Genomic DNA, 21,422 nt, shown 5'->3' on the forward strand with positions numbered 1-21,422 from the left:
GATCAGGACAGCGTGCGTCGGTGGCCGCGCTCGCGCGGCGCTGGCGCTCGGCGGCGCGGCGGAGGTCGTCGACGTCGAGGTGGTGGCCACGGACGGGTCGTCGCCCTGCCCGCACCCGGCGGCGAGCAGGGCGGTGAGGAGACCGCCGACGAGGGCGGCGGAGGTGCGGGAAACGGGGGTACGGACGAGCACGGGCGGACTCCGAACGACGCGAGGGGGACGGGGGTCGGACTGATCGTCGGGGAGGAGAACTCTACGTCTTGTTCGTCGGCGGGGAAATGACCATGATGAACGAATGCGATCGAGGCTCGTCACTGTCCGTAACACCCTGACCCGAGTCGCGGCGGTGGTGGCCGCCACGGCGGCGGTGTCGTTGTTGCTGCCCGCCGTTCCGGCGTCCGCGCACGGCCAGCTGGCGACCTCCACCCCGCTGACCGGCACGGTGGTGCGCGAGCCGTTGACGCAGGTCGGGTTGTACTTCACCGAGAAGCCGGCCGCCAACGCCCACTTCACCATCACCGGACCGAACGGGTCGCGAGTGGACAACGGCTGGTCGTTCGGCGAGCCGAAGCGGCTGGACAAGCCGGTCCAGGAGTACTTCATGGTCAACGGCGTGTTCGAGCCGCGGCTGTACCACACCGGCTTCCCGGCCATGGTGTCCGTGGCGCACTGGCCGGCGAAGGGCCGCTACACCGCCACCTACCTCTCCGTCGCCTCCGACGGCGAGGCGGTGCGGGGCAACGTCACGTTCGACTACCAGGGCCCCGGCACGGCGGCGCCGGCCGGTTGGACGGCGCCCACGAACGAGCCGGAGCCAGCACTGCTCGCTCTGGCCGAGGGCACCCACTCGGCGTCCGCCGCACCGGCCACGACCGGCGCGCCGGTGGCGGGGCCGGCTGCGCCCCCGCGAGACCGTGGGCTTCCGCCCTGGGTGCTACCCGCCGCCATCGTGGTGGTCGTCGGCGCGATCATCGTGCTGGCATCCCGTCGTAAGCCCGCGCCGGGCCGGCCGACCGACGCCGCGCGTCGACCCACCGGCGCCGCACGTCAGTCCGGCGGCACCACACGTCGACGGGGCGGCACGAGCCGCAAGCCCGCGCGTCGTGGCCGACGCTAGGGCCGTTCGCCGCAGGGCCGTTCGGTAGCCATGCGATCGGTCGACGGGATCAGGGCGCTGGAGGCGCGACGGGACCCGGACCATCGGGAGACGGTGGACGCCCGTCAGGCACTCACCCTGTCCGAGAGCTGAGAACCACCTGGGCGACAGTTCGGGCGATGCACGGACCAATGCCGCGAACTTTCGCACGGACATCGGGAACTTTTGATGTATCGACGCGAAGCCATGGACACGCTGATCGAAACACCTTAATGTCTCGACCCATCAACCCGGTGTTTCCGGATCGTCACTCGTCGGCGTCGAGGACGTTTCGGAGCCGGGCCGGCGGCCACCGCCTCACACCACTGCTCGCACGCCGGCCGTCGGACACTCCGATCCCTCCTGGAGGAACGATGGGCACACGGCTGCTACGCCGACTCCGCAGTCCCCTCCTGGGTGCGCTGGCACTCGTCCTCGCCGGCGGCCTCTGGGCCGCCCCGGCCAGCGCCGCCCCCGAGCAGGAACCGGGCGTCACCCTGCGCGTCTTCGACGTGCAGGTGCCGCTCTCCGAGATCTGCACGCTCAAGCCCGCGCAGACCCCGAACGTGGACAAACTGATGTCCACGATCAACTGGACGTCGACGGCCGACTTCGGCTTCGACAACTACTTCGTCTCGCAGGTGCTCGGCAACATCACCATCACCCAGGCCGGCAGCTACACGTTCCGGCTCAGCAGCGACGACGGGTCCAAGCTGTCGATCGACAACACCGTGGTGATCAACCATGACGGCCTGCACGGCGCCACCCCACCCAAGGAGGGCACCGTCACCCTCGCCGCCGGTCTGCACCCGCTGCGCATCGACCACTTCGAGCGTGACGGCGGGCAGCAGATCACCCTGGAGTGGAGGACGCCCGGATCGTCGTCCTTCGTGGTCGTACCGAACTCGGTGTTGAGCACCGACGCCGGCGTGGTCCGGGTTACCGCGCCGGGGCGCAAGGAGTGCGAGGGGGTCACCGACTCCCCCGGCGACGGCCTGCCGCTGACCGGGGTGCACCCCGGCTACACGCTGACGAACCTGCGGCCCAGCGGCTTCCAGCCGAAGGTCACCGGGATGGACTGGCTGCCCGACGGCCGACTCGTCATCTCGACCTGGGGCGGCAGCGACCAGTCCGGCACCTCCCAGGACGGCGAGGTGTGGATCCTCGGCAACACCGGCGGGTCGACGACCCCGGGGGCGGTGACCACGAAGAAGATCGCCGGTGGGCTGAAGGAGCCGATGGGGCTCAAGGTCGTCGACGGGGTGGTCTACGTCTCGGAGAAGCAGCGGCTGACCCGGCTGGTGAACACCACCGGCGACGAGGCCGCCGAACGCCTGGACACCGTCGCCACCTGGCCGTACGGCGGGAACTTCCACGAGTTCGCGTTCGGCCTGCTCTACCAGGACGGGTTCTTCTACCTGAACCTGTCGGTTTCGATCAACTCGGGTGGCGCGACCACCAACCCGCAGCCGGCCGTGAACCGGGGCACCACCCTCAAGGTCAACAAGGACACCGGGGCGGTCAGCTACGTCGCCGGCGGCCTGCGCACCCCGCACGGCATCGGCTGGGGCCCGGAGGGCGGCATCTTCGTCACCGACAACCAGGGTGGCTGGCTGCCCTCGTCGAAGCTGCTGCACATCAAGCAGGGCCGCTTCTTCAACCACTACACGAACCCGGCCGTCCGTTCGACGCCAACCCGGTCACCCCGCCGGTGCTCTGGATGCCGCAGAACGAGATCGCCAACTCGCCCAGTACCCCGACGTACCTGACCAGTGGCCGGTACGCGGGCCAGTTCGTCATCGGCGACGTGACCTACGGCGGTCTCCAGCGGGCGAACGTCGAGAAGGTCAACGGTGAGTACCAGGGGGCCCTGTTCCGGCTCACCCAGGGCCTGGAGGCGGGCGTCTCCGAGGTCAACGTCGGCCCGGACGGCGCCATCTACGTCGGCGGGCTCGGCGCGGGCGGCAACTGGGGCCAGACCGGCAAGCTGTCGTACGGCCTGCAGAAGCTCACCCCGAACAGCACCAACACCTTCGAGATGCTGGCCATGCGGGCCACCACCGCCGGGTTCGAGGTGGAGTACACGCAGCCGGTCTCCGCGGAGACCGCCGCGAACCTGGCCGCGCACTACAAGATCAAGCAATGGCGGTACCAGGCGACGTCCAACTACGGCGGCCCGAAGATCGACGAGGAGACCCTGACCGTCACCTCGGCAACCCTGTCGGCGGACGGGAAGAAGGTCACCCTCGCGGTCAACGGACGCAAGGCCGGCCACGTGGTGTACCTGCGTTCGCCACGTCCGTTCACCTCGACCACCGGGCAGTCGTTGTGGAGCACCGAGGCGTGGTACACGCTCAACGCCATCCCGGGCGTCACCCCGCCGCCGACCGGCGGGACCAACCTGGCACTCAACAAGCCGGCGACCGCGGACAGCTCCTGCTCGACGACCGAGAGCCCGGACAAGGCCGTCAACGGCAGCGTGTCCGGCGGCAACGGCGACAAGTGGTGCTCGAAGGGCACCGCGAGGTACCTCCAGGTGGACCTGGGCGCCGCCCACGCGGTGAACCGGGTCGTGGTCAAGCACGCCGGGGCGGGCGGTGAGAACACCGCCTGGAACACCAGGGACTTCACGATCGCGTCCAGCCCCGACGGCACGACCTGGACCACCCGGGCCACGGTGACCGGCAACACGGCGAGCACCACCACGCACGACGTCGTCGCGCCGGGCACCCGCTACGTCCGGATGGCGATCACCGCCCCGACCTCCACCACCGATCCGGCCGCCCGCGTCTACGAACTGGAGGTGTACGCCAGCGCCAGCGGCGTCGCGGGCAGCATCACCGGTGTCGGCGGCAAGTGCCTGGACGTGGACAACGCGGGCACCGCCGACGGCACGAAGATCCAGCTCTGGACGTGCAACGGCACCACCGCCCAGTCGTGGAGCCGGGTCGGTGACACCTACCGGGTTCTCGGCAAGTGCCTGGACATCGACAACGCGGGCACGGCCGACGGCACGAAGGTGCAGCTGTGGACGTGTAACGGCACCGCTGCGCAGGTGTGGCAGCCGCAGTCCGACGGGTCGATCCGCAACCCGCAGTCGGGCAAGGTGATGGAGGCCGCGGGCGCCGGCACGGCCGACGGCACCCAGATCCAGATCGGCACCAACTCCGGTGGCGCGCACCAGAAGTGGGTGGTCAACGCCAGCTAGAGCCGGTGGCGGGGTCTGGCCGGCAGATGGTCAGGCCCCGCCCCGGGCCATTCGACGCGACGAGCGCCGTCACCGCCAGCAGCGGGCGGACGCCGGTTCCCCGGCGCAACCGCCGACGGCGGTCGGTCAGGGGCCCTGCGGCAGCGGCTGGGCCAACGCCCGCAGGTCCGCCGGGAGTTGGGACAGCGCGTCCTCGAACTCCCGGTGCCCGACCACCCGGTGCATCGTCTGGAGTACGGCCCGAGTGCCCCGCTCGGCGGCGGGCCGGTCCGTGCCGGCGCGGTCGGCCACCCTACGCAGGAACTCGTCGAAGCCGAACGCCTCGGGCGGCTCGGCGGCCTTGACCAGCAGTGGGCTCAGCTCCCCGGCCAGGTGGGGCGCGAGCGCGGCGGCCTCCCCGCCGCTGAGCCGTTCGGTGAGGGTCCGCAGCACCGCCTCGATCAGCGGGCGCGCCTGCTGCGGCGACATGCCCGCCCGTGCGGCAACCTTGTCGACGAACGCCAGCTCGGCCATGCCCCCGCCTCTCGTTCCGGAGACGCGTGGCTACCCGTGCCCACCAGCGGCAAACCCGGCGCGTTCTGTTCGTTGCTCCGCGCCACCCCGACACGGTCTCGTACGGTGAGGTGGACCGGGAAACGGCGGCCGCCCGAGGGTGGCCCGCGGCGCAGGAGGAGCAGATGGCGGTCGACCTGCCCGAGGTGATCGACCGGTACTTCGGAGCCGTCGACGACGGCGATCTGGACGCCTTCGTCGCGTGCTTCGCCGACACGGCGAGCGTGGCCGACGAGGACCGGCTGTACGAAGGCCGGGCCTCGATCCGGGCCTGGCGGCAGAAGTCGATGGACGCGTACTCGTACACCGCCGAACCGCTGCGGGTCACCGTCCAGGCGGGCGACTCGTACCAGGTCCTCGCTCGGGTGAGCGGCACCTTTCCCGGCAGTCCGATCGAGCTGCGGTACCGGTTCACGCTGCGCGACGGCCTGATCGGCGCGCTGGACATCCGCCCGTAGCGGTTGGCTCAACCATCCGGCAGGAGGAGACGGCGTGTCACGAGTCTGGCTCATCACCGGCTGCTCGAAAGGTCTCGGTCGGGCCCTCGCCGAGGCCGTGCTGGCCGACGGCGACCGGCTGGTCGCCACCGCCCGCAACCCGACGCAACTCGCCGACCTCGCCGACCGGTACGGCGACCAGGTCCGGACGGTCGCCCTCGACGTCACCGACCCCGCCGCCGCCCGCACCGCGACCAGCGATGCGGTCGACGTCTTCGGCAGCCTGGACATCCTGGTCAACAACGCCGGGTACGCCGACGTCGCCGCGATCGAGGACATGTCGGAGGACGCCTTCCGGGCTCAGATCGAGGCCAACTTCTTCGGGGTGGTCAACCTGTCCCGCGCCGCGTTGCCGGCGATGCGCAGGCAGGGACGCGGGCACATCGTGCAGATTTCCAGCGTCGGCAGCCGGGTGGCCAGCATCGGGTTGGGCGCGTACCAGGCCGCCAAGTGGGCGGTCGGGGGTTTCTCCGCGGTGCTCGCCCGGGAGGTCGAGTCGTTCGGGATCCGGATCACCGTGGTCGAGCCGGGCGCCCTGCGGACCGAGTGGGCCGGCTCGTCGATGAGCGCGTTGCCGATCAGCGAGCCGTACCGGCCGGTCATCGAGCCGGCGTCGAGCGGCTGCGCCGGGCCAACGGCACCCAGCCGGGCGATCCCACCCGCGCCGCTGAGGCGATCATCCAGATCACCCGGGTCGACGATCCGCCCGCGCGGCTGCTGCTCGGCGCCGACGCCGTGGCGGCTGCCTCGGCGGCCGCCGACGCGCTCGCCGCGTCCGACGCCCGGTGGCGCGAGCTGAGCGAGTCCATCGGCTTCGACGCCTCCCCCTGACCCGGTAGCACAGGGCCGGACGGGTCAGGACGGGCCGCTGTTGATCACCGCCGAACGGACGACACGGTCCACCGGCCGGCGGGTGGCATGATGTGCCGACAACAGCCGCCGTCACCAGGAAGGGTGCTGCTGCCCGATGCCCCACTTCGAGGCCCGGACGTCCACCGCACCCGGGCGGATCGTGGTCACCCTGACCGGCGAGTGCGACCTGGCCGCCCGCGACGAGCTGACCGCCGTGCTGGCCTCGGCGCTGCGCGGCGCGCCGGTCGTGGTGGTCGATGTGGGCGGGTTGCGTTTCCTGGACTCCACCGGCCTGCACACCCTGGTGACCGCCCACCAGGCGGCGCGCGCGGACGGCCGGCGGCTCTACGCGGTCAACGCCGACGGGGCGGTCGCCGCCGTGCTGGACATCACCGGTGTCGGCCACCTGCTGAGCCCGCCCGCCGACGACCCGCGGCTGGCGGGCTGATGGCGGCCGACCGGCGGGAGACCGTGACCGAGCAGGCCACGTCCGCTCCTGTCACGGACACCATGGCGTACCAGGTGGCGACCGATCTTCGGGCGCTGCGCGCGTTCGTCTGCGCCGGCGCCCTGGCCCGAGGTCTGCCACCCGACCGCCTGGAGCTGCTGGCGCTTGCGGTGAGCGAGCTGGCGACCAACACGTTGCAGCACACGACCGGCGGCGGCCGGGTGCGACTCTGGACCGAGGCGGGCCACCTGGTCTGCGACGTCGTCGACCAGGGGCCGACGCGACCGTTCGGTCGGGGCATGCCGGCCGCGGAGGCGGTACGTGGGCGGGGGCTCGCCATCGTCGAGCAGGTCTGCGACGAGGTCGCGGTGTTCAGCGCGCCGGAGGGGACCGTCGTGCGGATCCGGCTGCACCTGTGACCCGCCTGTCGTGGGTCAGGGCAGCACACGCACGGCCAGGGTGCAGGTGTCGTCGTCCGGGTTGGGGTGGTGCAGCAGCTCACGCAGCCGACCGAGGGTCTGCTCCCCCGGCGCGGCGGTGAACGCGGACAGCGTCGCGGTCACCTGCTCCAGCAGCGCCTCGGCGGGCACCCGCCGCTCGACCAGCCCGTCGGTGTGGAACAGCACCAGGTCACCGGGACGCAGGCGTGGCGTGCACACCCGGTACGCCGAGTCGGCGCCGGCGCCCAGCAGCAGACCCGGCGGCAGACCGAGCGGGCTGGTCTCGCCGGCGCGGGACACCGGCCCATGCCCCGACGCGTCGACGCGACCCGCAGGGGGACCGATCGACGCCGGGCCAGCCACGTCGGCTGCCACAATGCGGACAGGCCGGTCGGACGATGGCGCCGGGTGGACCCGATCGGGAGGACGGCACCATGCCGGACAGCGAACGCGAAGCCGAACTGCTCGATGCCGAGCGCACCCTCCAGGCCGCCCAGCGGGCCGGTGACGTCGCCGCCCTCGACCAGTTGCTCGTCGACCAGTTGATCGCCATTGGTCCGGACGGTCAGACGCACACCAAGCAGGACGACCTGGACGCGCACCGGGACCGCACCTCGTCGATCGAGGAACTCGTCGAGGAGGAGCTGGACCTGCTCGTCGTCGGCTCCACCGGGGTGACGTTCTTCCTGGGCCGGGTGGCCGGCGTGTTCGACGGGGCGCCGATCGCGGCGCGCCTGCGCTACACCCGGACCTGGGTGCACGACGACTCGCACGGCTGGCGGGTCCTCGCCGCGCACATCAGCCCGGTCTGAGCGGCCCGACCCCGATCACGGCTCCTCGTCCTCGTCCTCGTCGAGCAGGCCCTGCTCGTCGAGGAACGCGAACCACCGGTCATCGGCCGGGGTCAGCTCGGCGTAGCCGGGGCCGAGCACGTAGTAGTCCACGAAGGAACCCAGGTCGGGGGCCAGTTCCTCGAACGCGTCCGACATGAACCATTCGGTGCCGGTCGGCGGGAAGTACCAGACGGCACCGGTGCCGCGGTCCATGAAGATCGGCTCGTCGCTGCGGGTGCCGACCACCAACCAGCCCGCCCGGTCCTCGGGGATGGACGAGAAGTCCGGCGCGAAGTCGAGGTGGTGTTGCATACCGGCGAGGGTCGACGTGGACGCCAGCTCGACCCGGCCGGCGCGCATCCCGTCGGCCACCAGCAGCAGGTCCCGCAGGTCGGCCGGGAGGCCCGCCGGCAGGGCGTCGATCGCGGCGCCCTCGCCGAAGTGGGCGTACTCCAGGCTCGCCGGCTCGTCCTCGACCAGGTCGGCCCGCAGTTCCCCGATGAGCTGACGCAGTTCGGGAGTCACTCCACCACCTCCGAATGATCCTGGGCTGTCCGGGGTCGACGTCACGTGGGCACCCGTTCGACGGTGATGTCGACCGGACCGACGCGCAGGGTGCCGTCGTTGAGCGGCGTGCAGCGGATGCCGCCCGTGGTGCGCAGCGCCTTCCACGTCCCCGGGCCGACCGTGACGTCCATCCAGGCGCACGGTCGGGCCGCCCGGTTGACCCGCAGGCTGACCGGGCCGTCTCCGCAATCCAGGACCAGCACCCTGCCGATCAGCTCGTCCACCGCGATTCCGCTGGTCAGGATGTTGCGTCGGACCTCCGTGAGGCCGACACCGGCCGGCAGGGACTCCTGGGCGATGACCGTCACGCTGGCGTCGCGGTGAGCCGGCTGGGCGAAGTACCGGTCGCCGACGATGCCGAGGCCGGACCGGATCTGGACCACGTCGACCAGCTCACCGGGAGGGGCCGGCGCCGGGCCTGCGGCGGGCCGGCCCAGGAATCGGTGCACGGGCGAGGCCAGCAACTCGACGATCTCCGGCATGGCAGGGATTCTACGAACCGGACGGCATCCTCGGGCCAGGTCGGCGGACCTGATCGTCCGGCCGGCCGGGGCGTGACGGTGGGAACGGCGGCACGGAGGTCGCCGTTCCCACCGTCACGGCGCTCAGGCCGGTGTGCCGGTGACGGTGAGGTTGCGCAGTCGGCCCACGTTGTCGAACGAGCCGAAGCCCACCCGCCCGGAACCGAAGGTGGTGTCCACCGCGGTCATCAGCGGATCCCGGTGCCCGTCGAGGTAGACCGCGATCTCGCCGGTGGCCGGCAGGTGCACCACCCGGACGCGGTGCCAGTCGGCGTCGGTGATCGCCGGGTTGGCGCCGCGGGACCGGCCGTTCCACTGGTGGTCGATACGCTCCCGATCGGCGTTGTTGACCTTGAAGATGCCGTTGTGCGGGTAGATCGTGTTGTCGGTCGAGAGGTGCGCGTAGTAGAACTCGGTGTCCGAGCGCCAGCCGAAGACGATGATGACGTCCCGGTTGGTGACCTCCACCGGTGTGTCGAGTCGTACCCGGGCGTCGATCTGCACGGACGACCAGGTGGGGCCCGCGGTCAGCACGGCGTACTCGAACGGCCGGCGTGGACCCGGTCGGCTCTCCCCGGCCTCGGCGAGGATGACCTGGTCGTGGGTGAACTGCCACTTGGTCGGCGTCACCGGCGCCCAGTTCGCGGCCCCGGCGGTACGGCGCAGGGTGGTGTCCCCGACGTCGCCGCTGGCGAACTCCCTCGTCCCGCTCACCTTCCAGATCTTGCCGTTGGCCTTGGCGACGACATAGAGCTCGCCGGCGGCGTCGGTGCCGAAGCGCAGGTCCACCCGGTTGGGGTCGCCGGGAGCGCCGGGGCCGGAGAGGTCCCGCATCCGCACCGGGCTGCCCGCGGTGTCGAAGAGCGCGAGTTGGTGGATCGGGGCCAGTCCCCGGCCCCGGCGCATCTCGTTCGCCTCGGTGTAGAGGACCCGGCCGTCGACCAGGTCGCCGAAGACGTACTTGCCGCGCAGCGCGGGCAGCGCCCGTCCCCGGTAGACGAACCCGCCGGCCACCGCGACGCCGACGTCCGCGGTGCAGTTCCAGTCCGCGGCGGGGTCGTGGTCGTATGCGGCGACCGGGTACGTGTAGCCGTACTTCTCGTCGTCGGCGGGCAGCGGAAACAGCCGGTCGCAGGGGTTCGTGGCCGTTCTGTCGAACACGAACGACCCCTCGCGCTCGCTCCAGCCGAAGTTGTCGCCCGCGCGGACCTCGTAGATGGCCTCGACGGCGTGTTCACCGATGTGCCCGAGGTACATCCGGCCGGTGGCCCGGTCCCAGCTGAACCGGTGCGGGTCGCGGAAGCCCACGGCGTAGATCTCGCCGAGTGCTCCGGCGCGACCGACGAACGGGTTGGTGGGGGGAATGCCGTACCGTCCGTTGGCCGAGGTGGTGCCCCGGGGGTCGATCCGCAGCAGCTTGCCGTGCGGCAGGCCGAGGTTCTGCGGGTCGTGTTGCGCGCGCCCAGGCCACCGTCGCCGACCGCGAGGTACAGCAGGCCGTAGTCGCGGTCGTGGCGTTTCGCGGTCGGGTTGAAGTTGATTTCCTGGATGCCGTGCACCTGGCCGCCGAAGCCGATGCGCAACACCTCCCGACGCGTACCGGCGAACGTGTCGGCGGACGGATCGGTGGCCGTCCACTCGGTGATGACCCCGTGGTAGACGGTGCCGGGCTGGGCGTAGTCCGGTGCGGTGGTCGTCGCCGACGCCAACTCGGTGTGGATGGTGTAGAAGCGACCGTTGGTGCCGAACTCCGGGTGGAAGGCGACGTACCCGAAGCCCTGGCCGAGACCACGGCCGGAGAAGAACTGCGGCGCGAACGTCGCCGCCACGTCCAGGTAGACGTGTGGCACGCCGTCCTCGACCAGGTAGAGGCTGCCGTTGAGGTCGGGCACCGCCCGTCGGCCGGAGCCGTCGGGCAGCTCCATGATGGTGTTGATCCGGGCGGTACGCATGAGCCGCTGATCGGTCGGCGCCGGTGTGGGGTACGACTGCGGGAAGCTGGCGTACTCGCTGAGGACCAGCCCGAGTCGGGACTGGATCGGCATCTCGGGGATCGGGTCGTACACCGCGTCGGCGGCTCGCGCGGGTGTGGCGACCAGGGTGGACAGGACCAGCACGAGGGTGGTGAGGCCGGCTCTCAGGGCGGGCCGGCGGACTGCGCCGGCGCGGTGCAGGGTGCGCACGCGTGTCTCCTTCTCGGTGGGACGGTGCCGAGGGGTGGTCAGCGGGCCAGGTGGCGGTACTGCCTCCGCACGTCGTTCGCGGAGACCACACTGTCGAGGAACATCAGGCCGTCCATGCGGCAGTCGCACGGGTTGCGCTCCAGGGTGTCCTGGGGGAAGCTCCCGCCGATCTTGATGCCCCGGGGGTCCGAGGCGGTGGTCACGTGCGGGCCAGGCCCCGACACGAGCCACGGGTCGTCGGTACGGGTGTAGAAGCCGTCCACCGGTTCGCCGTTGCGGTAGAGGGCGAGAGCGCCGGTGCCGAAGTCGAAGGTGGCGGCCAGGTGCACCCACTCCCCCGCCGGCAGCAGCTCCCGCCAGTCCCGGTTCGCGGCGAAGGTCTGGGAGTCTCCGCCGTCGAGGCGTCGGCCGAGCGCGACGAGGCGCAGCTCCCCGTCGACGTCGATCAGCTCCAGCAGGGCGCGGACTCCGTGGCCGTCGGAGTCGCCGGTCAGCACTCCGGCCAGCCCGATCGCGTTGTACCGGTCGTTCGGGTCGGCGGTGGTGGAGTTGGGCAGCGGACTGTCCATGTTCAGCTTGAACCAGCCCATCACGGTGGTGCCGCCGGTGGCGCTGAAGGCGCGCAACGTCCGTACTCCGCTGGCCGACCAGGTGCCGGCCTTCCAGTCGTCGTTGCCGGTGACCGCGGGATCGACCTGCCGGGTCTGCACCGCGTTGCGGCTGCCCCGGTAGGCGCGGTCGGGCACCCGCATGGCGGCGCCGCCGTTGATCAACTCGATCTCGGTGCCGGAGCGGCCCTGGTCGCGTTCCAGCGCGGGGTCGCCGGGCACCGGATGGTCGAAGTCGTACGCGGCGACCAGGTGCGCGCGCAGGGCGGGGTGGACGTCGTGCGAGATGCTTTGATCCGCCTGCGCCGGCGGGGCGCCGGCGCCGGTCAGCGCGCCGATCGCCAGCAGGGAGACGGTGGCGACGGCGGCTCGTCTGGCCCTGGACATCGTATTCACCTCGTTTCGCGGCACGGCGGTGCCGGCTACGTAAGCGCTTACGTAAGCGCTTACGTACCCTAGGCTTCGATGAACGTCACTGGCAATAGATCGTGTGACATGGATGTTTTCGGGAGTTGCGGATGCCCAGGGCCAGCAAGCGGCCGCGCCTCGTGGACGTGGCCGAACACGCCGCCGTGTCGCTGGCGACCGCCTCCCGCGCCCTCGCCGGCCGGGACGGCGTCAGCGCCGAGGTGGCCGACCGGATCCGACAGGTCGCCCGCGAACTCGGCTACGTCGCCAACCCGTACGCCCGCACCCTGGCCGGGGGCGCCAGCTCCACGGTCGGGTTGATCGTCCACCAGGTCGACGACCCGTACTTCTCCGAGATCGCCGCCGGCGTCATCCAACTCGCGGCCGAACAGGGGCTGCTGGTGCAGATCTGCCAGTCCGGCCGGAACCCCGGCTACGAGCTGCAACAGCTGCGCCACCTCATGGCCCAGCGGGTCGGCATCATCCTGATCAGCGGCTCGGGATACGACGACCCACGGGTGGAGGCCGAGGCCCGGGCCGAGCTGGCGGCGTTCCAGGAACACGGCGGCCGGGTCGCCGCCATCGGGCGGCACGCGCTCGGCGTCGACGCCGTCCTACCGGACAACGAGTCCGGCGGCTTCGCCCTCGCCCAACACCTGATGGACCTCGGCCACCGACGGATCGCGGTCGCCGCCGGCAGCGCCGGTCTCACCACGGTCGCGGACCGGCTCGCCGGTGTGTCGTCGGCCGTACGGCTGCGCGGGCCGCACGCCGCCGACCTGGCCGTCGTGCACAGCGACTTCACCCGGGGTGGCGGGCGCGCGGCCACCGAGCAGATCCTCAACGAGCACCCGGACACCACCGCGATCGTCGCGCTCAACGACGCCATGGCGATCGGCGTGCTGTCGACGCTGCGGTCCCGCCGCGTGCCGGTACCCGCGCGGATGTCGGTCGTCGGCTTCGACGACGTCTCCGTGGCGGCCGACCTCGCCCCCAGCCTCACCACCATCCGGCTGCCGATGACCGAGATGGGCCGAACGGCGCTCACCCTCGCCCTCAAACCCCGCTCGACGCGCCCCCGACGCCGCCCCACCGGGCATCTGTTGGTCGTCCGCGACTCGACCGGGCCCGCGCCGACGACCTGACCGGCAGCGGCAATGCCACACCGCGACGGCTCGACTTCTGGCACGGTCGAGGGGGTCCACCCCACCCCGTGACTGGTCAGGAGAGGCCATGGCCGAGATCGCTGTACGGCACCGCACGGTCGAGGTCGACGGCATCACGATCTTCTACCGGGAGGCCGGCGCCGCCGACGCGCCGGTGGTGCTGCTGCCGCACGGCTATCCGTCCTCGTCGTTCCAGTTCCGCCACCTGCTGCCCGCGCTGTCCGACCGCTGGCGTGCCATCGCACCCGACTACCCCGGCTTCGGCTACAGCGACCTGCCCGACCCCGACCGGTACGCGTTCACCTTCGACGCCCACGCCGACCTGCTCCAGCGCTTCGTCGAGACGCTGGGACTGACCCGCTACGTGATCTACCTCCAGGACTACGGCAGCCAGTTCGGGCTGCGCCTGGCGATGGCCGCACCGCAGCGGGTCGCCGGTCTCGTCATCCAGAACGGCGACATCTACCCCGACCAGCACGGACCCAAATACGAGCCACTGAAGCGGTTCTGGCGCGAGCCGACCGACGAGGGCCGGGCACAGCTGGCCACGGCGATCAGCGAGGAGGGCTTCCGGCGCGAGTTCCTGGGCGAACTGCCGGACCGGCTGACCGACCGGGTGAGCCCCGACCTGTGGCGGCTCAGCGGCGCGCTGGTCGCCGATCCACGGCGGCGCGACGCCTGGCTGCGGCTGCTCGCCGACCAGGGCAGCACCGTCGCCTGGTTCCCCCGCCAGCAGGAGTACCTGCGGACCCACCGGCCGCCCACCCTGATCGTGTGGGGGCCGCACGACGGGTACATGCCCGAGGGCGCGGCCCGCGCCTACCTGCGGGACCTGCCCGACGCCGACCTGCACCTGCTCGACGGCGGGCACTGGCTGCTCGAGACGCACCTCGACGAGGTCGTCCGGCTGGTCCGCGGCTTCCTCGGCCGCCTGGAGCCCTGAACGGTCGCTCGGCGCTCAGACCGCCAGGGCCGCCCGGACCTCCGGTTCCGCGGTGACAGATCGCCTCGACCCGGCATGCCGACGCGACCGGCCCACAGCGCCGACCCACGCCGCCCGACGCGGCTCACTCCACCTTGGTGAGGAGCGGCTTACCCTTCTCGACGACGTACGTGGCCAGTTCGACGGCGACGCCGTTGCCGACATTGCGTGCCTGGTGGTGGACGCCGTACGGCACGGTGAGCGCGTCACCGGCGTTGCACACCACCGGTGGCTGGCCCTCGATCGTGTACTCCAGGGATCCCTGGAGAACGCAGATGATCTCTTCACCGGGATGGAAGTGCTTGAACGGCGGTGAGTCCGGCGTGAATTCCACGCGGCTCTGGATGACCTCGCGGCCGGGGATGCTGAGATCGTGTCGCTGGAGGTCGACACGCCACAGTCCGGGCGCTCCCTCGACCGCTGTCGGACTGATGCCCTCGGGTCGACCCCCACCACTCATCACGGCCTCCTGTGAGCCGTCGTACGAACGGCGGTCGCTCCGGTTGGCACATCCTCTCGAGGATAGGAGCCCGCCGACCCGTCAGGTGCCAGGATGCGCGAAGAATGGCCTCATCGAGAGTGGCGCACGGCCCGCCAGGCGGATGTCCGTAGTAGCCGACGTCTGCCCGGCCCGGATCCGCGTCGGCTTCGACCACGGCACGGGCACCCGGCGTCCTGCCTCGCCGGCCACCGGCGCGGGCTGGTCGCGTTGCGTGGGCACCCATACTCGATGCGTGACCGATGGAAGCACCGCTTTCTCACTCGTCGTGGCCCGAGCACTGGAGACCGCCGACTTCTCGATCCGACATCTCGCGCCAGGGGATCACCGGAAGCTCTACAACCTCGTCCGGGTCACGATGTCCACCATCGCGCCGGTCGACAGCTTCTACATCGCCTTCCTCCGCGACGAGCACATGCTGGTCATCCCCTACGTCTACGACGGGCACGAGCACGAGCACGCGGGCTTCCAGGCCTACGGCCCGGACGGCCTCACCGCGTGGATCAAGAAGAACGCGCGAGCGTACCGGTACGCGTCCGACCAGGGTCGCCTGCTTCACAAGGGCCACACCTTCGGTGACCACGATCGCCTTTCCAGCGACGCCGTCGTCGTCCCCCTGCTCGAGTCCGTCGACGGCGGGCAGCGGGTCGCCGGGCTCGCGTCGATACTGACCTACCAGCCCGACGCGTACGGCGACGAGGTCGTCCGGGCGTTCGAGTGGCTCGCCCGTCGGACGATGCGAGCCCTCGCTCGCGAGCGGGAGGACGCGCACGAGATGGCCGGGTTCGCCGATCGAGGCGAGCGAACCTCGCTCACCCACGGGTCCGTCCCCGGTGTCGTCGAGATGGTGAGCCATGCGTTGGGCTCCATGAAGGAGAAGATCACGTCGGTGGTCGATGGCCCGAGCGACGACGTCGAGTCCACCGATCGGGTCCTCCGCGATCTGTTGGAGCAGTGTGAGCGCCTCCAGACCGACATCGCCGAACTCCTGCTGATGCCCACCACCGAGGGTGGCGATCTGCTGATCACGCTCACGCCCCGAGAGCGCGAGATCGCCGGGCTCATCGCCGACGGCCTGACCAACGAACAGATCGCCACCCGCCTGGTCATCTCCGAGAAGACGACCAAGACACACGTCACTCGCATCCTCAAGAAGTTCGGCGTCCGACAACGATCAGCCGTCGCCGCCAAACTCCGGCCGTTCTGAACGAGCGGGGTACGACTTTGTCGCACCGGCCGCACGGGCACAGATACGCACCGGGTCAATAGCGCCGTTCCCGCCCTTTCTCCGAAGCTGAACAGGCCCCCATTCGCTGCACTGACCCCGGGGGTAGGACTGAGAGGAATCGGCGTGATGACAGTGCTCAGGAAGACCAGGATGCCGCATCGGCTCGTCGCCGCGCTCGCAACGACCGTGGCGCTGGTGGTGTCCGTCGCGACACCCGCCCAGGCCGACGGCACCAGCGGTGGGAGCAACTACTACGACGGCAAGGATCCGGTGGCCACCGGCTGCAACGTCAACGCCGGACAGATCGCCGCGCGGCCGATCGCCGACCGCGACACCGGTCAGCAGGTCGCCACCATCCAGATCTTCTACTCCTGGTCCTGCCAGTCCAACTGGATCCGGGTGACCGGAAACCCGTACGGCGGCAACACCACCAAGTACATCTCCTCGTCCTTGGGTGGCTGGAACAGTGAGTGGGATGCCGGATACGGGTCGAGTTATTCGATGATGGTGTACGCGCCAGGGACGACGCAGATCAACGGCGAGGTGACCCTGTGGGAACCGGGGATCAACGAGTACAACTGGAAGGCGATCGGCACCTTCTCTCTGTGATCCCGCGCTGACGTCGCCCATCCCCGGCCCGCGCGACGGGCGGCCGGCGGTGTCCGGTCGATCGCGGACCGCACCGCCGGCCGGCACTCCAGAAGGGACCGTGCGGTCCGCATCGGGCCGCCGGTGCCCATTTCGCCTCCGGAACGCACGGGGGATGATCGCCGGATGACGGCGACGAGGGGTACCCGCGCACTGCTCGGTGGTGTGTTCCTGGCGGTGGCCACGGTCGGGGCGTGGCTGCTCTGGCTGGGCCGGGACACCGAGTACACGGCTGATGCGCAGACCGGCGCGACCAGCGGGCCGTACGAGCCGTGGCAGGTGGTCGGCTGCGTGGTGACGCTCGTACTGCTGGCGGCGCTCGCCGGTACACGCCTCAGTCCGTGGGTGGTGGCGCCGGCGATGACGGTGGCCTTCACGGCGGCCTGGTCGTGGCGGGCCGCGTCGACCGACGACAGCGGGTTGTGGGCGGTCGGGGCGGTTCTGGTGCTGGTCGGGATGGCGGCCGGCAGCACGGTGGTAAGTCTCGCTGCGGCCCGGGTCGGCCGGCGGATGGCCGGCGACCCGGCTAGGCGCGGCGTCCACCGCCGCGGGTCGGCCCAGTCAGCGGGCCGCGGCGGGCTCCGGCGCCGGCGACCCGGCGAAGGGGATGTCGACGTGGTCGGCCCTTCCTGGCTGGCCGTCGGGGTGCCGCCACAGTCCGCGGTCGCGCAGGATCGGCAGCACACCTTCGCCGAACCAGTACGCCTCCTCCAGGTGGGGATAGCCGGAGAGGATGAACTCGTCGATGCCGAGCGCGTGGTACTCGGCGATCCGGTCGGCGATCTCACTGTGGCTGCCGACGAGGGCGGTGCCGGCCCCGCCCCGGACCAGCCCGACGCCGGCCCACAGGTTCGGCGCGACCTCCAGTCGGTCGACGGAGCCGCCGTGCAGGTCGAGCATCCGGCGTTGCCCCTCGGACTCGCTGCGGCGCAGCCCGTCCTGTACCGCCCGGATGTCGGCCTCGGCGATGCCGTCGAGCAGGCGGCGAGCCTGTGTCCACGCCTGTTCGGCGGTGTCCCGGGCGATGACGTGCAGCCGGATGCCGAAACGCAGCTCCCGCCCGGCGTCGGTGGCCAGCGCGCGGACCCGGTCCAGCTTGTCGGCGACATGGGCCGGCGGCTCGCCCCAGGTGAGGTAGACGTCGCTGTGCCGCACCGCCACCGGCAGGGCGGCGGCGGACGAGCCACCGAAGTAGACCGGCGGCACGGGGTCGGGCAGCCGGTGCAGCCGCGCCTGCTCGACGCGCAGGTGGGTTCCGGTGTGGTCGACCGTCTCACCCCGCCACAGCGCGCGTACCACGTGGAGGAACTCGTCGGAGCGCGCGTACCGGGCGTCCTTGTCCAGGAAGTCGCCGTAGGCGCGCTGCTCCTGCGACTCGCCGCCGGTGACCACGTTGAGCAGCAGGCGGCCCCGGGACAGCCGCTGGAAGGTCGAGGCCATCTGGGCGGCGAGGGTGGGCGCCAGCAGCCCCGGTCGGAAGGCGACCAGGAACCTGAGGCGTTCGGTCACCTCGGTGAGCATCGCCGTGCTCAGCCAGGCGTCCTCGCACCAGGCACCGGTCGGGGTGAGCGCGCCGACGAAGCCGAGCTGCTCGGCGGTGCGGGCGATCTGCCCCAGGTAGGCCACGCTGGCCGGGCGGGCGCCGCCGGCGGCACCGGTCGGTACGCCGTGTCCGCCGCCGACGACGTCCCGGCTGTCGCCGTTGGTGGGCAGGAACCAGTGGAAAGTGAGGGTCATGGTGGCTCTTTCCTCCAGTGCGCGGCGGGAGCGGGGTGCGGTCGGCGCACGCGGCGAGGCGGGCACCTCCTGAGGGGTGGGACGATCCCGCCGACAGCCTACCCATAAAACCTATCGGGTTAGTAGGCTACCGCCCACGCACTCACGCCGGTCGGAGCGGCCCGGCACGCCTGTCCAACCCAAGGAGCCGTCATGCGTACCCCCTCGATCAGCCCTCCCCCGTACCGCCGTCGTCTGGCCACGGCCGTGCTGGCGGGTGCTCGGCCTGCTCGTCTACGCGCTGCTCGGGCTGATATCCGACCTTGCCTTGCGCGTCCTGGAGAGGAGGATGTTGACATGGCGTCGCGGACTGCGGGCCACCTGAACGGCACGACGCCGGTGCTGACCGCCCACGCGGTGCGCCGGGCGTTCGGGCCGACGGTCGTGCTGGCCGGTGTCGACCTGACCATCGCACGCGGCGAGGTCGTCGCCCTGCTGGGCGGCAGCGGTTCCGGCAAGAGCACCCTCCTGCGGATCCTCGCCGGGCTGGACGGCGAGGCCAACGGGACCAGCGTCGTGCACGGCACCGCCGCCGTGGTCTTCCAGGAACACCGGCTGCTGCCCTGGAAACGGGTGGCGGACAACGTCGGGCTGGGACTGTCCGGCGCGGACGCCGCCGGGCGGATCCGGCGGGCGCTCGCCGAGGTCGGGCTCGCCGAGCGGCACCGCGCCTGGCCGGCCGAGTTGTCCGGCGGGCAGGCGCAACGCGTGGCCGTCGCGCGGGCGCTGGTCCGCGAACCGGACCTGCTGCTGCTCGACGAACCGTTCGGCGCCCTCGACGCGCTGACCAGACTGCGGATGCAGATCCTGCTGCGCCGGCTGCGCGCCGAGCACGGCTTCGCCGCCCTGCTGGTCACCCACGACGTGGAGGAGGCGCTGCTGCTCGCCGACCGGATCCTGCTCCTCGACGAGGGCCGCATCGCCGCGGACCTGCCCGTCGACCTGGCTCCCACCCGTACGCCGGACGATCCGGCCTTCGGCGCGCTGCGCCGCCACCTGCTCGACCGACTCGGCGTTCCCACCACCTGACGAGCGGAGACGCGACGACCCGCTGGACCCCCGACCCCACGTTCTACCCCTCCCCCCGCGAGGCGGTGACCGCACCGGCGGAGAAGCTCGCCTACGTGGCGGCCTTCGACCGTACGGCCAGCCGTCCGGACGCCATCGTGGTGCTGGACACCGACCCCGACTCCCCCGACTACGGCCGGGTCGTCGGCTGGACCGACCTGCCCTACGTCGGCGACGAGTTGCACCACTTCGGCTGGAACGCGTGCAGCAGCGCGCTCTGCCCGACCGCCCCGCACCCGCACGTCGAGCGTCGCTACCTGATCGTGCCCGGCCTGCGGTCGTCGCGGATCCATGTCATCGACACGCAGCCCGACCCACGCCAGCCGCAGATCGTCAAGGTCATCGGCCCGGAGGAGCTGGCGAAGCGGGCCGGCTACTCCCGGCCGCACACCGTGCACTGTGGCCCGGACGGCATCTACCTCTCCGCTCTCGGTGGCGCGGACGGCGCGGAGGGGCCGGGAGGCATCGCCGTCCTCGACCACACCACGTTCGAGGTACGCGGGGCGTGGGAGGCCGATCGGGGACCGCAGTTCCTGGCGTACGACCTGTGGTGGCATCTCACCCAGGACGTGCTGGTCACCAGCGAGTGGGGCACCCCGTCGATGATCGAGGACGGCATCATCGGTGAGCTGCTGCTGGGCCGACGCTACGGCCACGCCATCCACTTCTGGGACCTCGCGAAACGCCACCACCTGCAACGGGTGGACCTGGGCGACGCGTACCAGATGCCGCTGGAGCTACGCCCGGCGCACGACCCGTCGAAGTCCTACGGGTTCGTCGGAGTCGTGATCAGCGTCGAGGACCTGTCCGCCTCGGTCTGGTTGTGGCACCGGGACGGCGACGCCTGGGCGGTCACCAAGGTGATCGACATCCCGGCCGAACCGGCCGACCCGGCGGATCTGCCCGACCTGCTCAAACCGTTCGGAGCGGTGCCGCCGCTGGTGACCGACATCGACCTGTCGGTCGACGACCGATTCCTCTACGTCTCCTGCTGGGGCACCGGCGAGCTGCGCCAGTACGACATCAGCGACCCCCTGCACCCGGTGCAGACGGGCTCGGTGCGCCTCGGCGGGGTCGTCCGTCGTACGGCGCACCCGTCCGCCCCGGACGAGGCGTTGGCCGGTGGCCCGCAGATGGTCGAGGTGAGCCGGGACGGCCGACGGGTCTACGTCAGCAACTCGCTCTACGGCGCGTGGGACGACCAGTTCTACCCGGACGGGGTGGGCGCCTGGCTGGCCAAGCTCGACGTGGACGTCGAGGCCGGTGGGCTCACCCCCGATGAGAGGTTCTTCCGCATCTCGCGTCGGTCGGGATCGTTGCCGCGCTGGTGACGGCGACCCGGTCGGTGACGGCCAGCACCGCCCTGGCGGTGGTCGGCGGCGTGCTGCTGGTCGCCTTCGGGCTGTGGCGGCTGCTCTCGGAACGGCACTTCCGCTGGGCCGGGATGCGGCTGTCCTCGGCGCAGCTCACCGGCTGGTCGTTCCTCATGTCCTCGGCGCACGGCGCGGGGCTGATGCTGCTGCCGCTGCTGGTGGCCGAGCCGGTGCCCGGGGGCCACTCCGGTCACCTTGCCGCCGCGCCGATGGGTGCGCTGCCCGGGCTCGCCGCGGCCGGGGTGCACACCCTCGCGATGCTCGGCACCGCCCTGGTCGTGGCGATGCTGGTCTACCAGGTGCTCGGCGTCGGGGTGCTGCGTCGGGCGTGGTTCAACGTCGACCGGCTCTGGGCCGGGGTGCTGGTGACCGCCGGACTGGTCACGCTGCTGCGCGCGTGACCGCCCATCGTGGACGGAGAAGAATTGTG

Annotated in this window: 23 protein-coding genes and 1 pseudogene; 15 read left to right on the top strand and 9 right to left on the bottom strand. The window is 71.4% G+C overall.

Annotated features, from left to right (window positions below; genetic code table 11):
• Positions 1 to 192: pseudogene (locus JNW91_RS05320) on the bottom strand (hypothetical protein); the annotation flags it as partial.
• A gap of 103 nt (positions 193 to 295) precedes the next feature.
• On the opposite strand from JNW91_RS05320, the gene JNW91_RS05325 reads away from it, so the two are divergent.
• The 3 genes from JNW91_RS05325 to JNW91_RS31895 all read left to right on the top strand — a co-directional run bounded on the left by JNW91_RS05325 (position 296) and on the right by JNW91_RS31895 (position 4,343).
• Positions 296 to 1,117 (top strand): copper resistance CopC family protein, encoded by an 822-nt coding sequence (locus tag JNW91_RS05325; protein WP_203173813.1) that lies wholly within the window; start codon positions 296 to 298, stop codon positions 1,115 to 1,117.
• Between the two features lie 392 nt (positions 1,118 to 1,509).
• A complete protein-coding gene (locus JNW91_RS31890; protein ID WP_238424403.1) occupies positions 1,510 to 2,904 on the top strand; it encodes a PA14 domain-containing protein in 1,395 nt (464 codons plus the stop codon).
• Positions 2,856 to 4,343 carry a discoidin domain-containing protein gene (locus JNW91_RS31895; RefSeq protein ID WP_238424404.1) on the top strand — a complete coding sequence of 496 codons (1,488 nt, stop codon included), beginning with the start codon at positions 2,856 to 2,858 and terminating at the stop codon, positions 4,341 to 4,343. The genes JNW91_RS31890 and JNW91_RS31895 overlap by 49 nt, the downstream gene beginning before the upstream one ends.
• A 126-nt stretch (positions 4,344 to 4,469) precedes the next feature.
• On the opposite strand, the gene JNW91_RS05335 is transcribed toward JNW91_RS31895, so the two are convergent.
• Positions 4,470 to 4,856 carry a DUF2267 domain-containing protein gene (locus JNW91_RS05335; protein WP_203173814.1) on the bottom strand — a complete coding sequence of 129 codons (387 nt, stop codon included), beginning with the start codon at positions 4,854 to 4,856 and terminating at the stop codon, positions 4,470 to 4,472.
• A 110-nt stretch (positions 4,857 to 4,966) separates the two neighbouring features.
• Here JNW91_RS05335 and JNW91_RS05340 point away from each other — a divergent pair, with 110 nt between their 5' ends.
• The 4 genes from JNW91_RS05340 (at position 4,967) to JNW91_RS05355 (ending at position 7,111) form a co-directional block, all read left to right on the top strand.
• Positions 4,967 to 5,353, top strand: coding sequence for a nuclear transport factor 2 family protein (locus tag JNW91_RS05340; protein WP_203173815.1), 387 nt, complete (start codon positions 4,967 to 4,969; stop codon positions 5,351 to 5,353).
• Positions 5,354 to 5,387: 34 nt separating this feature from the next.
• Entirely contained in the window at positions 5,388 to 6,191 is an 804-nt protein-coding gene (locus JNW91_RS05345) for an SDR family NAD(P)-dependent oxidoreductase (RefSeq protein ID WP_309244245.1), read from the top strand.
• Between the two features lie 168 nt (positions 6,192 to 6,359).
• Complete coding sequence (locus tag JNW91_RS05350) at positions 6,360 to 6,692, top strand: STAS domain-containing protein (protein WP_203173816.1); 333 nt, start codon at positions 6,360 to 6,362, stop codon at positions 6,690 to 6,692.
• A complete protein-coding gene (locus JNW91_RS05355; protein ID WP_203173817.1) occupies positions 6,692 to 7,111 on the top strand; it encodes an ATP-binding protein in 420 nt (139 codons plus the stop codon). The genes JNW91_RS05350 and JNW91_RS05355 overlap by 1 nt, the downstream gene beginning before the upstream one ends.
• 15 nt (positions 7,112 to 7,126) lie before the next feature.
• Here JNW91_RS05355 and JNW91_RS05360 read toward each other — a convergent pair whose 3' ends face one another.
• Positions 7,127 to 7,432: a SpoIIE family protein phosphatase gene (locus JNW91_RS05360; RefSeq protein WP_309244246.1), complete on the bottom strand. Its 306-nt coding sequence runs from the start codon at positions 7,430 to 7,432 to the stop codon at positions 7,127 to 7,129.
• A 134-nt stretch (positions 7,433 to 7,566) separates the two neighbouring features.
• On the opposite strand from JNW91_RS05360, the gene JNW91_RS05365 reads away from it, so the two are divergent.
• Positions 7,567 to 7,944 carry a nuclear transport factor 2 family protein gene (locus JNW91_RS05365; RefSeq protein WP_203173818.1) on the top strand — a complete coding sequence of 126 codons (378 nt, stop codon included), beginning with the start codon at positions 7,567 to 7,569 and terminating at the stop codon, positions 7,942 to 7,944.
• Positions 7,945 to 7,959: 15 nt separating this feature from the next.
• Here the strand turns inward: JNW91_RS05365 and JNW91_RS05370 are convergent, their stop codons facing one another.
• From JNW91_RS05370 to JNW91_RS05385, 4 genes are all read right to left on the bottom strand, one after another.
• The gene (locus tag JNW91_RS05370) at positions 7,960 to 8,490 is read right to left on the bottom strand and encodes an SUKH-4 family immunity protein (protein WP_203173819.1); all 531 of its coding nucleotides are present in this window, start codon (positions 8,488 to 8,490) and stop codon (positions 7,960 to 7,962) included.
• A gap of 41 nt (positions 8,491 to 8,531) precedes the next feature.
• The gene (locus JNW91_RS05375) at positions 8,532 to 9,014 is read right to left on the bottom strand and encodes an MOSC domain-containing protein (RefSeq protein ID WP_203173820.1); all 483 of its coding nucleotides are present in this window, start codon (positions 9,012 to 9,014) and stop codon (positions 8,532 to 8,534) included.
• 123 nt (positions 9,015 to 9,137) lie between these two features.
• Positions 9,138 to 11,327 (bottom strand): PQQ-dependent sugar dehydrogenase, encoded by a 2,190-nt coding sequence (locus tag JNW91_RS33465; protein WP_309244247.1) that lies wholly within the window; start codon positions 11,325 to 11,327, stop codon positions 9,138 to 9,140.
• Entirely contained in the window at positions 11,275 to 12,231 is a 957-nt protein-coding gene (locus JNW91_RS05385) for a LamG-like jellyroll fold domain-containing protein (RefSeq protein WP_203173821.1), read from the bottom strand. Before JNW91_RS05385 ends, JNW91_RS33465 begins: the two co-directional genes overlap by 53 nt.
• 131 nt (positions 12,232 to 12,362) lie before the next feature.
• Between JNW91_RS05385 and JNW91_RS05390 the strand changes: the two genes are divergently transcribed.
• Positions 12,363 to 13,397: a LacI family DNA-binding transcriptional regulator gene (locus tag JNW91_RS05390; protein WP_203173822.1), complete on the top strand. Its 1,035-nt coding sequence runs from the start codon at positions 12,363 to 12,365 to the stop codon at positions 13,395 to 13,397.
• A gap of 88 nt (positions 13,398 to 13,485) precedes the next feature.
• The gene (locus JNW91_RS05395; RefSeq protein WP_238424405.1) at positions 13,486 to 14,361 is read left to right on the top strand and encodes an alpha/beta fold hydrolase; all 876 of its coding nucleotides are present in this window, start codon (positions 13,486 to 13,488) and stop codon (positions 14,359 to 14,361) included.
• Positions 14,362 to 14,485: 124 nt separating this feature from the next.
• Here the strand turns inward: JNW91_RS05395 and JNW91_RS05400 are convergent, their stop codons facing one another.
• Positions 14,486 to 14,860: a cupin domain-containing protein gene (locus JNW91_RS05400; protein ID WP_203173823.1), complete on the bottom strand. Its 375-nt coding sequence runs from the start codon at positions 14,858 to 14,860 to the stop codon at positions 14,486 to 14,488.
• 274 nt (positions 14,861 to 15,134) lie between these two features.
• On the opposite strand from JNW91_RS05400, the gene JNW91_RS33470 reads away from it, so the two are divergent.
• Entirely contained in the window at positions 15,135 to 16,106 is a 972-nt protein-coding gene (locus JNW91_RS33470; protein WP_309244248.1) for a response regulator transcription factor, read from the top strand.
• A gap of 171 nt (positions 16,107 to 16,277) precedes the next feature.
• The gene (locus JNW91_RS05410) at positions 16,278 to 16,736 is read left to right on the top strand and encodes a DUF2690 domain-containing protein (RefSeq protein WP_238424406.1); all 459 of its coding nucleotides are present in this window, start codon (positions 16,278 to 16,280) and stop codon (positions 16,734 to 16,736) included.
• Positions 16,737 to 17,336: 600 nt separating this feature from the next.
• On the opposite strand, the gene JNW91_RS05415 is transcribed toward JNW91_RS05410, so the two are convergent.
• Positions 17,337 to 18,512 carry an LLM class flavin-dependent oxidoreductase gene (locus tag JNW91_RS05415; protein WP_203173825.1) on the bottom strand — a complete coding sequence of 392 codons (1,176 nt, stop codon included), beginning with the start codon at positions 18,510 to 18,512 and terminating at the stop codon, positions 17,337 to 17,339.
• Between the two features lie 336 nt (positions 18,513 to 18,848).
• On the opposite strand from JNW91_RS05415, the gene JNW91_RS05420 reads away from it, so the two are divergent.
• The 3 genes from JNW91_RS05420 to JNW91_RS05430 are packed head-to-tail and all read left to right on the top strand — an operon-like array spanning position 18,849 to position 21,393.
• Positions 18,849 to 19,580 carry an ABC transporter ATP-binding protein gene (locus JNW91_RS05420; RefSeq protein WP_203173826.1) on the top strand — a complete coding sequence of 244 codons (732 nt, stop codon included), beginning with the start codon at positions 18,849 to 18,851 and terminating at the stop codon, positions 19,578 to 19,580.
• Positions 19,577 to 20,950 (top strand): selenium-binding protein SBP56-related protein, encoded by a 1,374-nt coding sequence (locus tag JNW91_RS05425; protein ID WP_203173862.1) that lies wholly within the window; start codon positions 19,577 to 19,579, stop codon positions 20,948 to 20,950. Before JNW91_RS05420 ends, JNW91_RS05425 begins: the two co-directional genes overlap by 4 nt.
• Complete coding sequence (locus JNW91_RS05430; protein ID WP_238424407.1) at positions 20,947 to 21,393, top strand: hypothetical protein; 447 nt, start codon at positions 20,947 to 20,949, stop codon at positions 21,391 to 21,393. Before JNW91_RS05425 ends, JNW91_RS05430 begins: the two co-directional genes overlap by 4 nt.
• The last annotated feature ends 29 nt before the right edge of the window (positions 21,394 to 21,422 follow it).

It is taken from the genome of Micromonospora parastrephiae (genome assembly GCF_016802865.1).
GTDB classification, from domain to species: domain Bacteria; phylum Actinomycetota; class Actinomycetes; order Mycobacteriales; family Micromonosporaceae; genus Micromonospora; species Micromonospora parastrephiae.

Coding starts and splice junctions, on each gene's coding strand:
- JNW91_RS05365 (WP_203173818.1), top strand. CDS start 7,567: ATGCCGGACAGCGAACGCGAAGCCGAACTGCTCGATGCCGAGCGCACC.
- JNW91_RS31895 (WP_238424404.1), top strand. CDS start 2,856: ATGCCGCAGAACGAGATCGCCAACTCGCCCAGTACCCCGACGTACCTG.
- JNW91_RS05395 (WP_238424405.1), top strand. CDS start 13,486: ATGGCCGAGATCGCTGTACGGCACCGCACGGTCGAGGTCGACGGCATC.
- JNW91_RS05400 (WP_203173823.1), bottom strand. CDS start 14,860: ATGAGTGGTGGGGGTCGACCCGAGGGCATCAGTCCGACAGCGGTCGAG.
- JNW91_RS05390 (WP_203173822.1), top strand. CDS start 12,363: ATGCCCAGGGCCAGCAAGCGGCCGCGCCTCGTGGACGTGGCCGAACAC.
- JNW91_RS05355 (WP_203173817.1), top strand. CDS start 6,692: ATGGCGGCCGACCGGCGGGAGACCGTGACCGAGCAGGCCACGTCCGCT.
- JNW91_RS05420 (WP_203173826.1), top strand. CDS start 18,849: ATGGCGTCGCGGACTGCGGGCCACCTGAACGGCACGACGCCGGTGCTG.
- JNW91_RS05415 (WP_203173825.1), bottom strand. CDS start 18,512: ATGACCCTCACTTTCCACTGGTTCCTGCCCACCAACGGCGACAGCCGG.
- JNW91_RS05375 (WP_203173820.1), bottom strand. CDS start 9,014: ATGCCGGAGATCGTCGAGTTGCTGGCCTCGCCCGTGCACCGATTCCTG.
- JNW91_RS31890 (WP_238424403.1), top strand. CDS start 1,510: ATGGGCACACGGCTGCTACGCCGACTCCGCAGTCCCCTCCTGGGTGCG.
- JNW91_RS05335 (WP_203173814.1), bottom strand. CDS start 4,856: ATGGCCGAGCTGGCGTTCGTCGACAAGGTTGCCGCACGGGCGGGCATG.
- JNW91_RS05410 (WP_238424406.1), top strand. CDS start 16,278: ATGCCGCATCGGCTCGTCGCCGCGCTCGCAACGACCGTGGCGCTGGTG.
- JNW91_RS05350 (WP_203173816.1), top strand. CDS start 6,360: ATGCCCCACTTCGAGGCCCGGACGTCCACCGCACCCGGGCGGATCGTG.
- JNW91_RS05385 (WP_203173821.1), bottom strand. CDS start 12,231: ATGTCCAGGGCCAGACGAGCCGCCGTCGCCACCGTCTCCCTGCTGGCG.
- JNW91_RS05325 (WP_203173813.1), top strand. CDS start 296: ATGCGATCGAGGCTCGTCACTGTCCGTAACACCCTGACCCGAGTCGCG.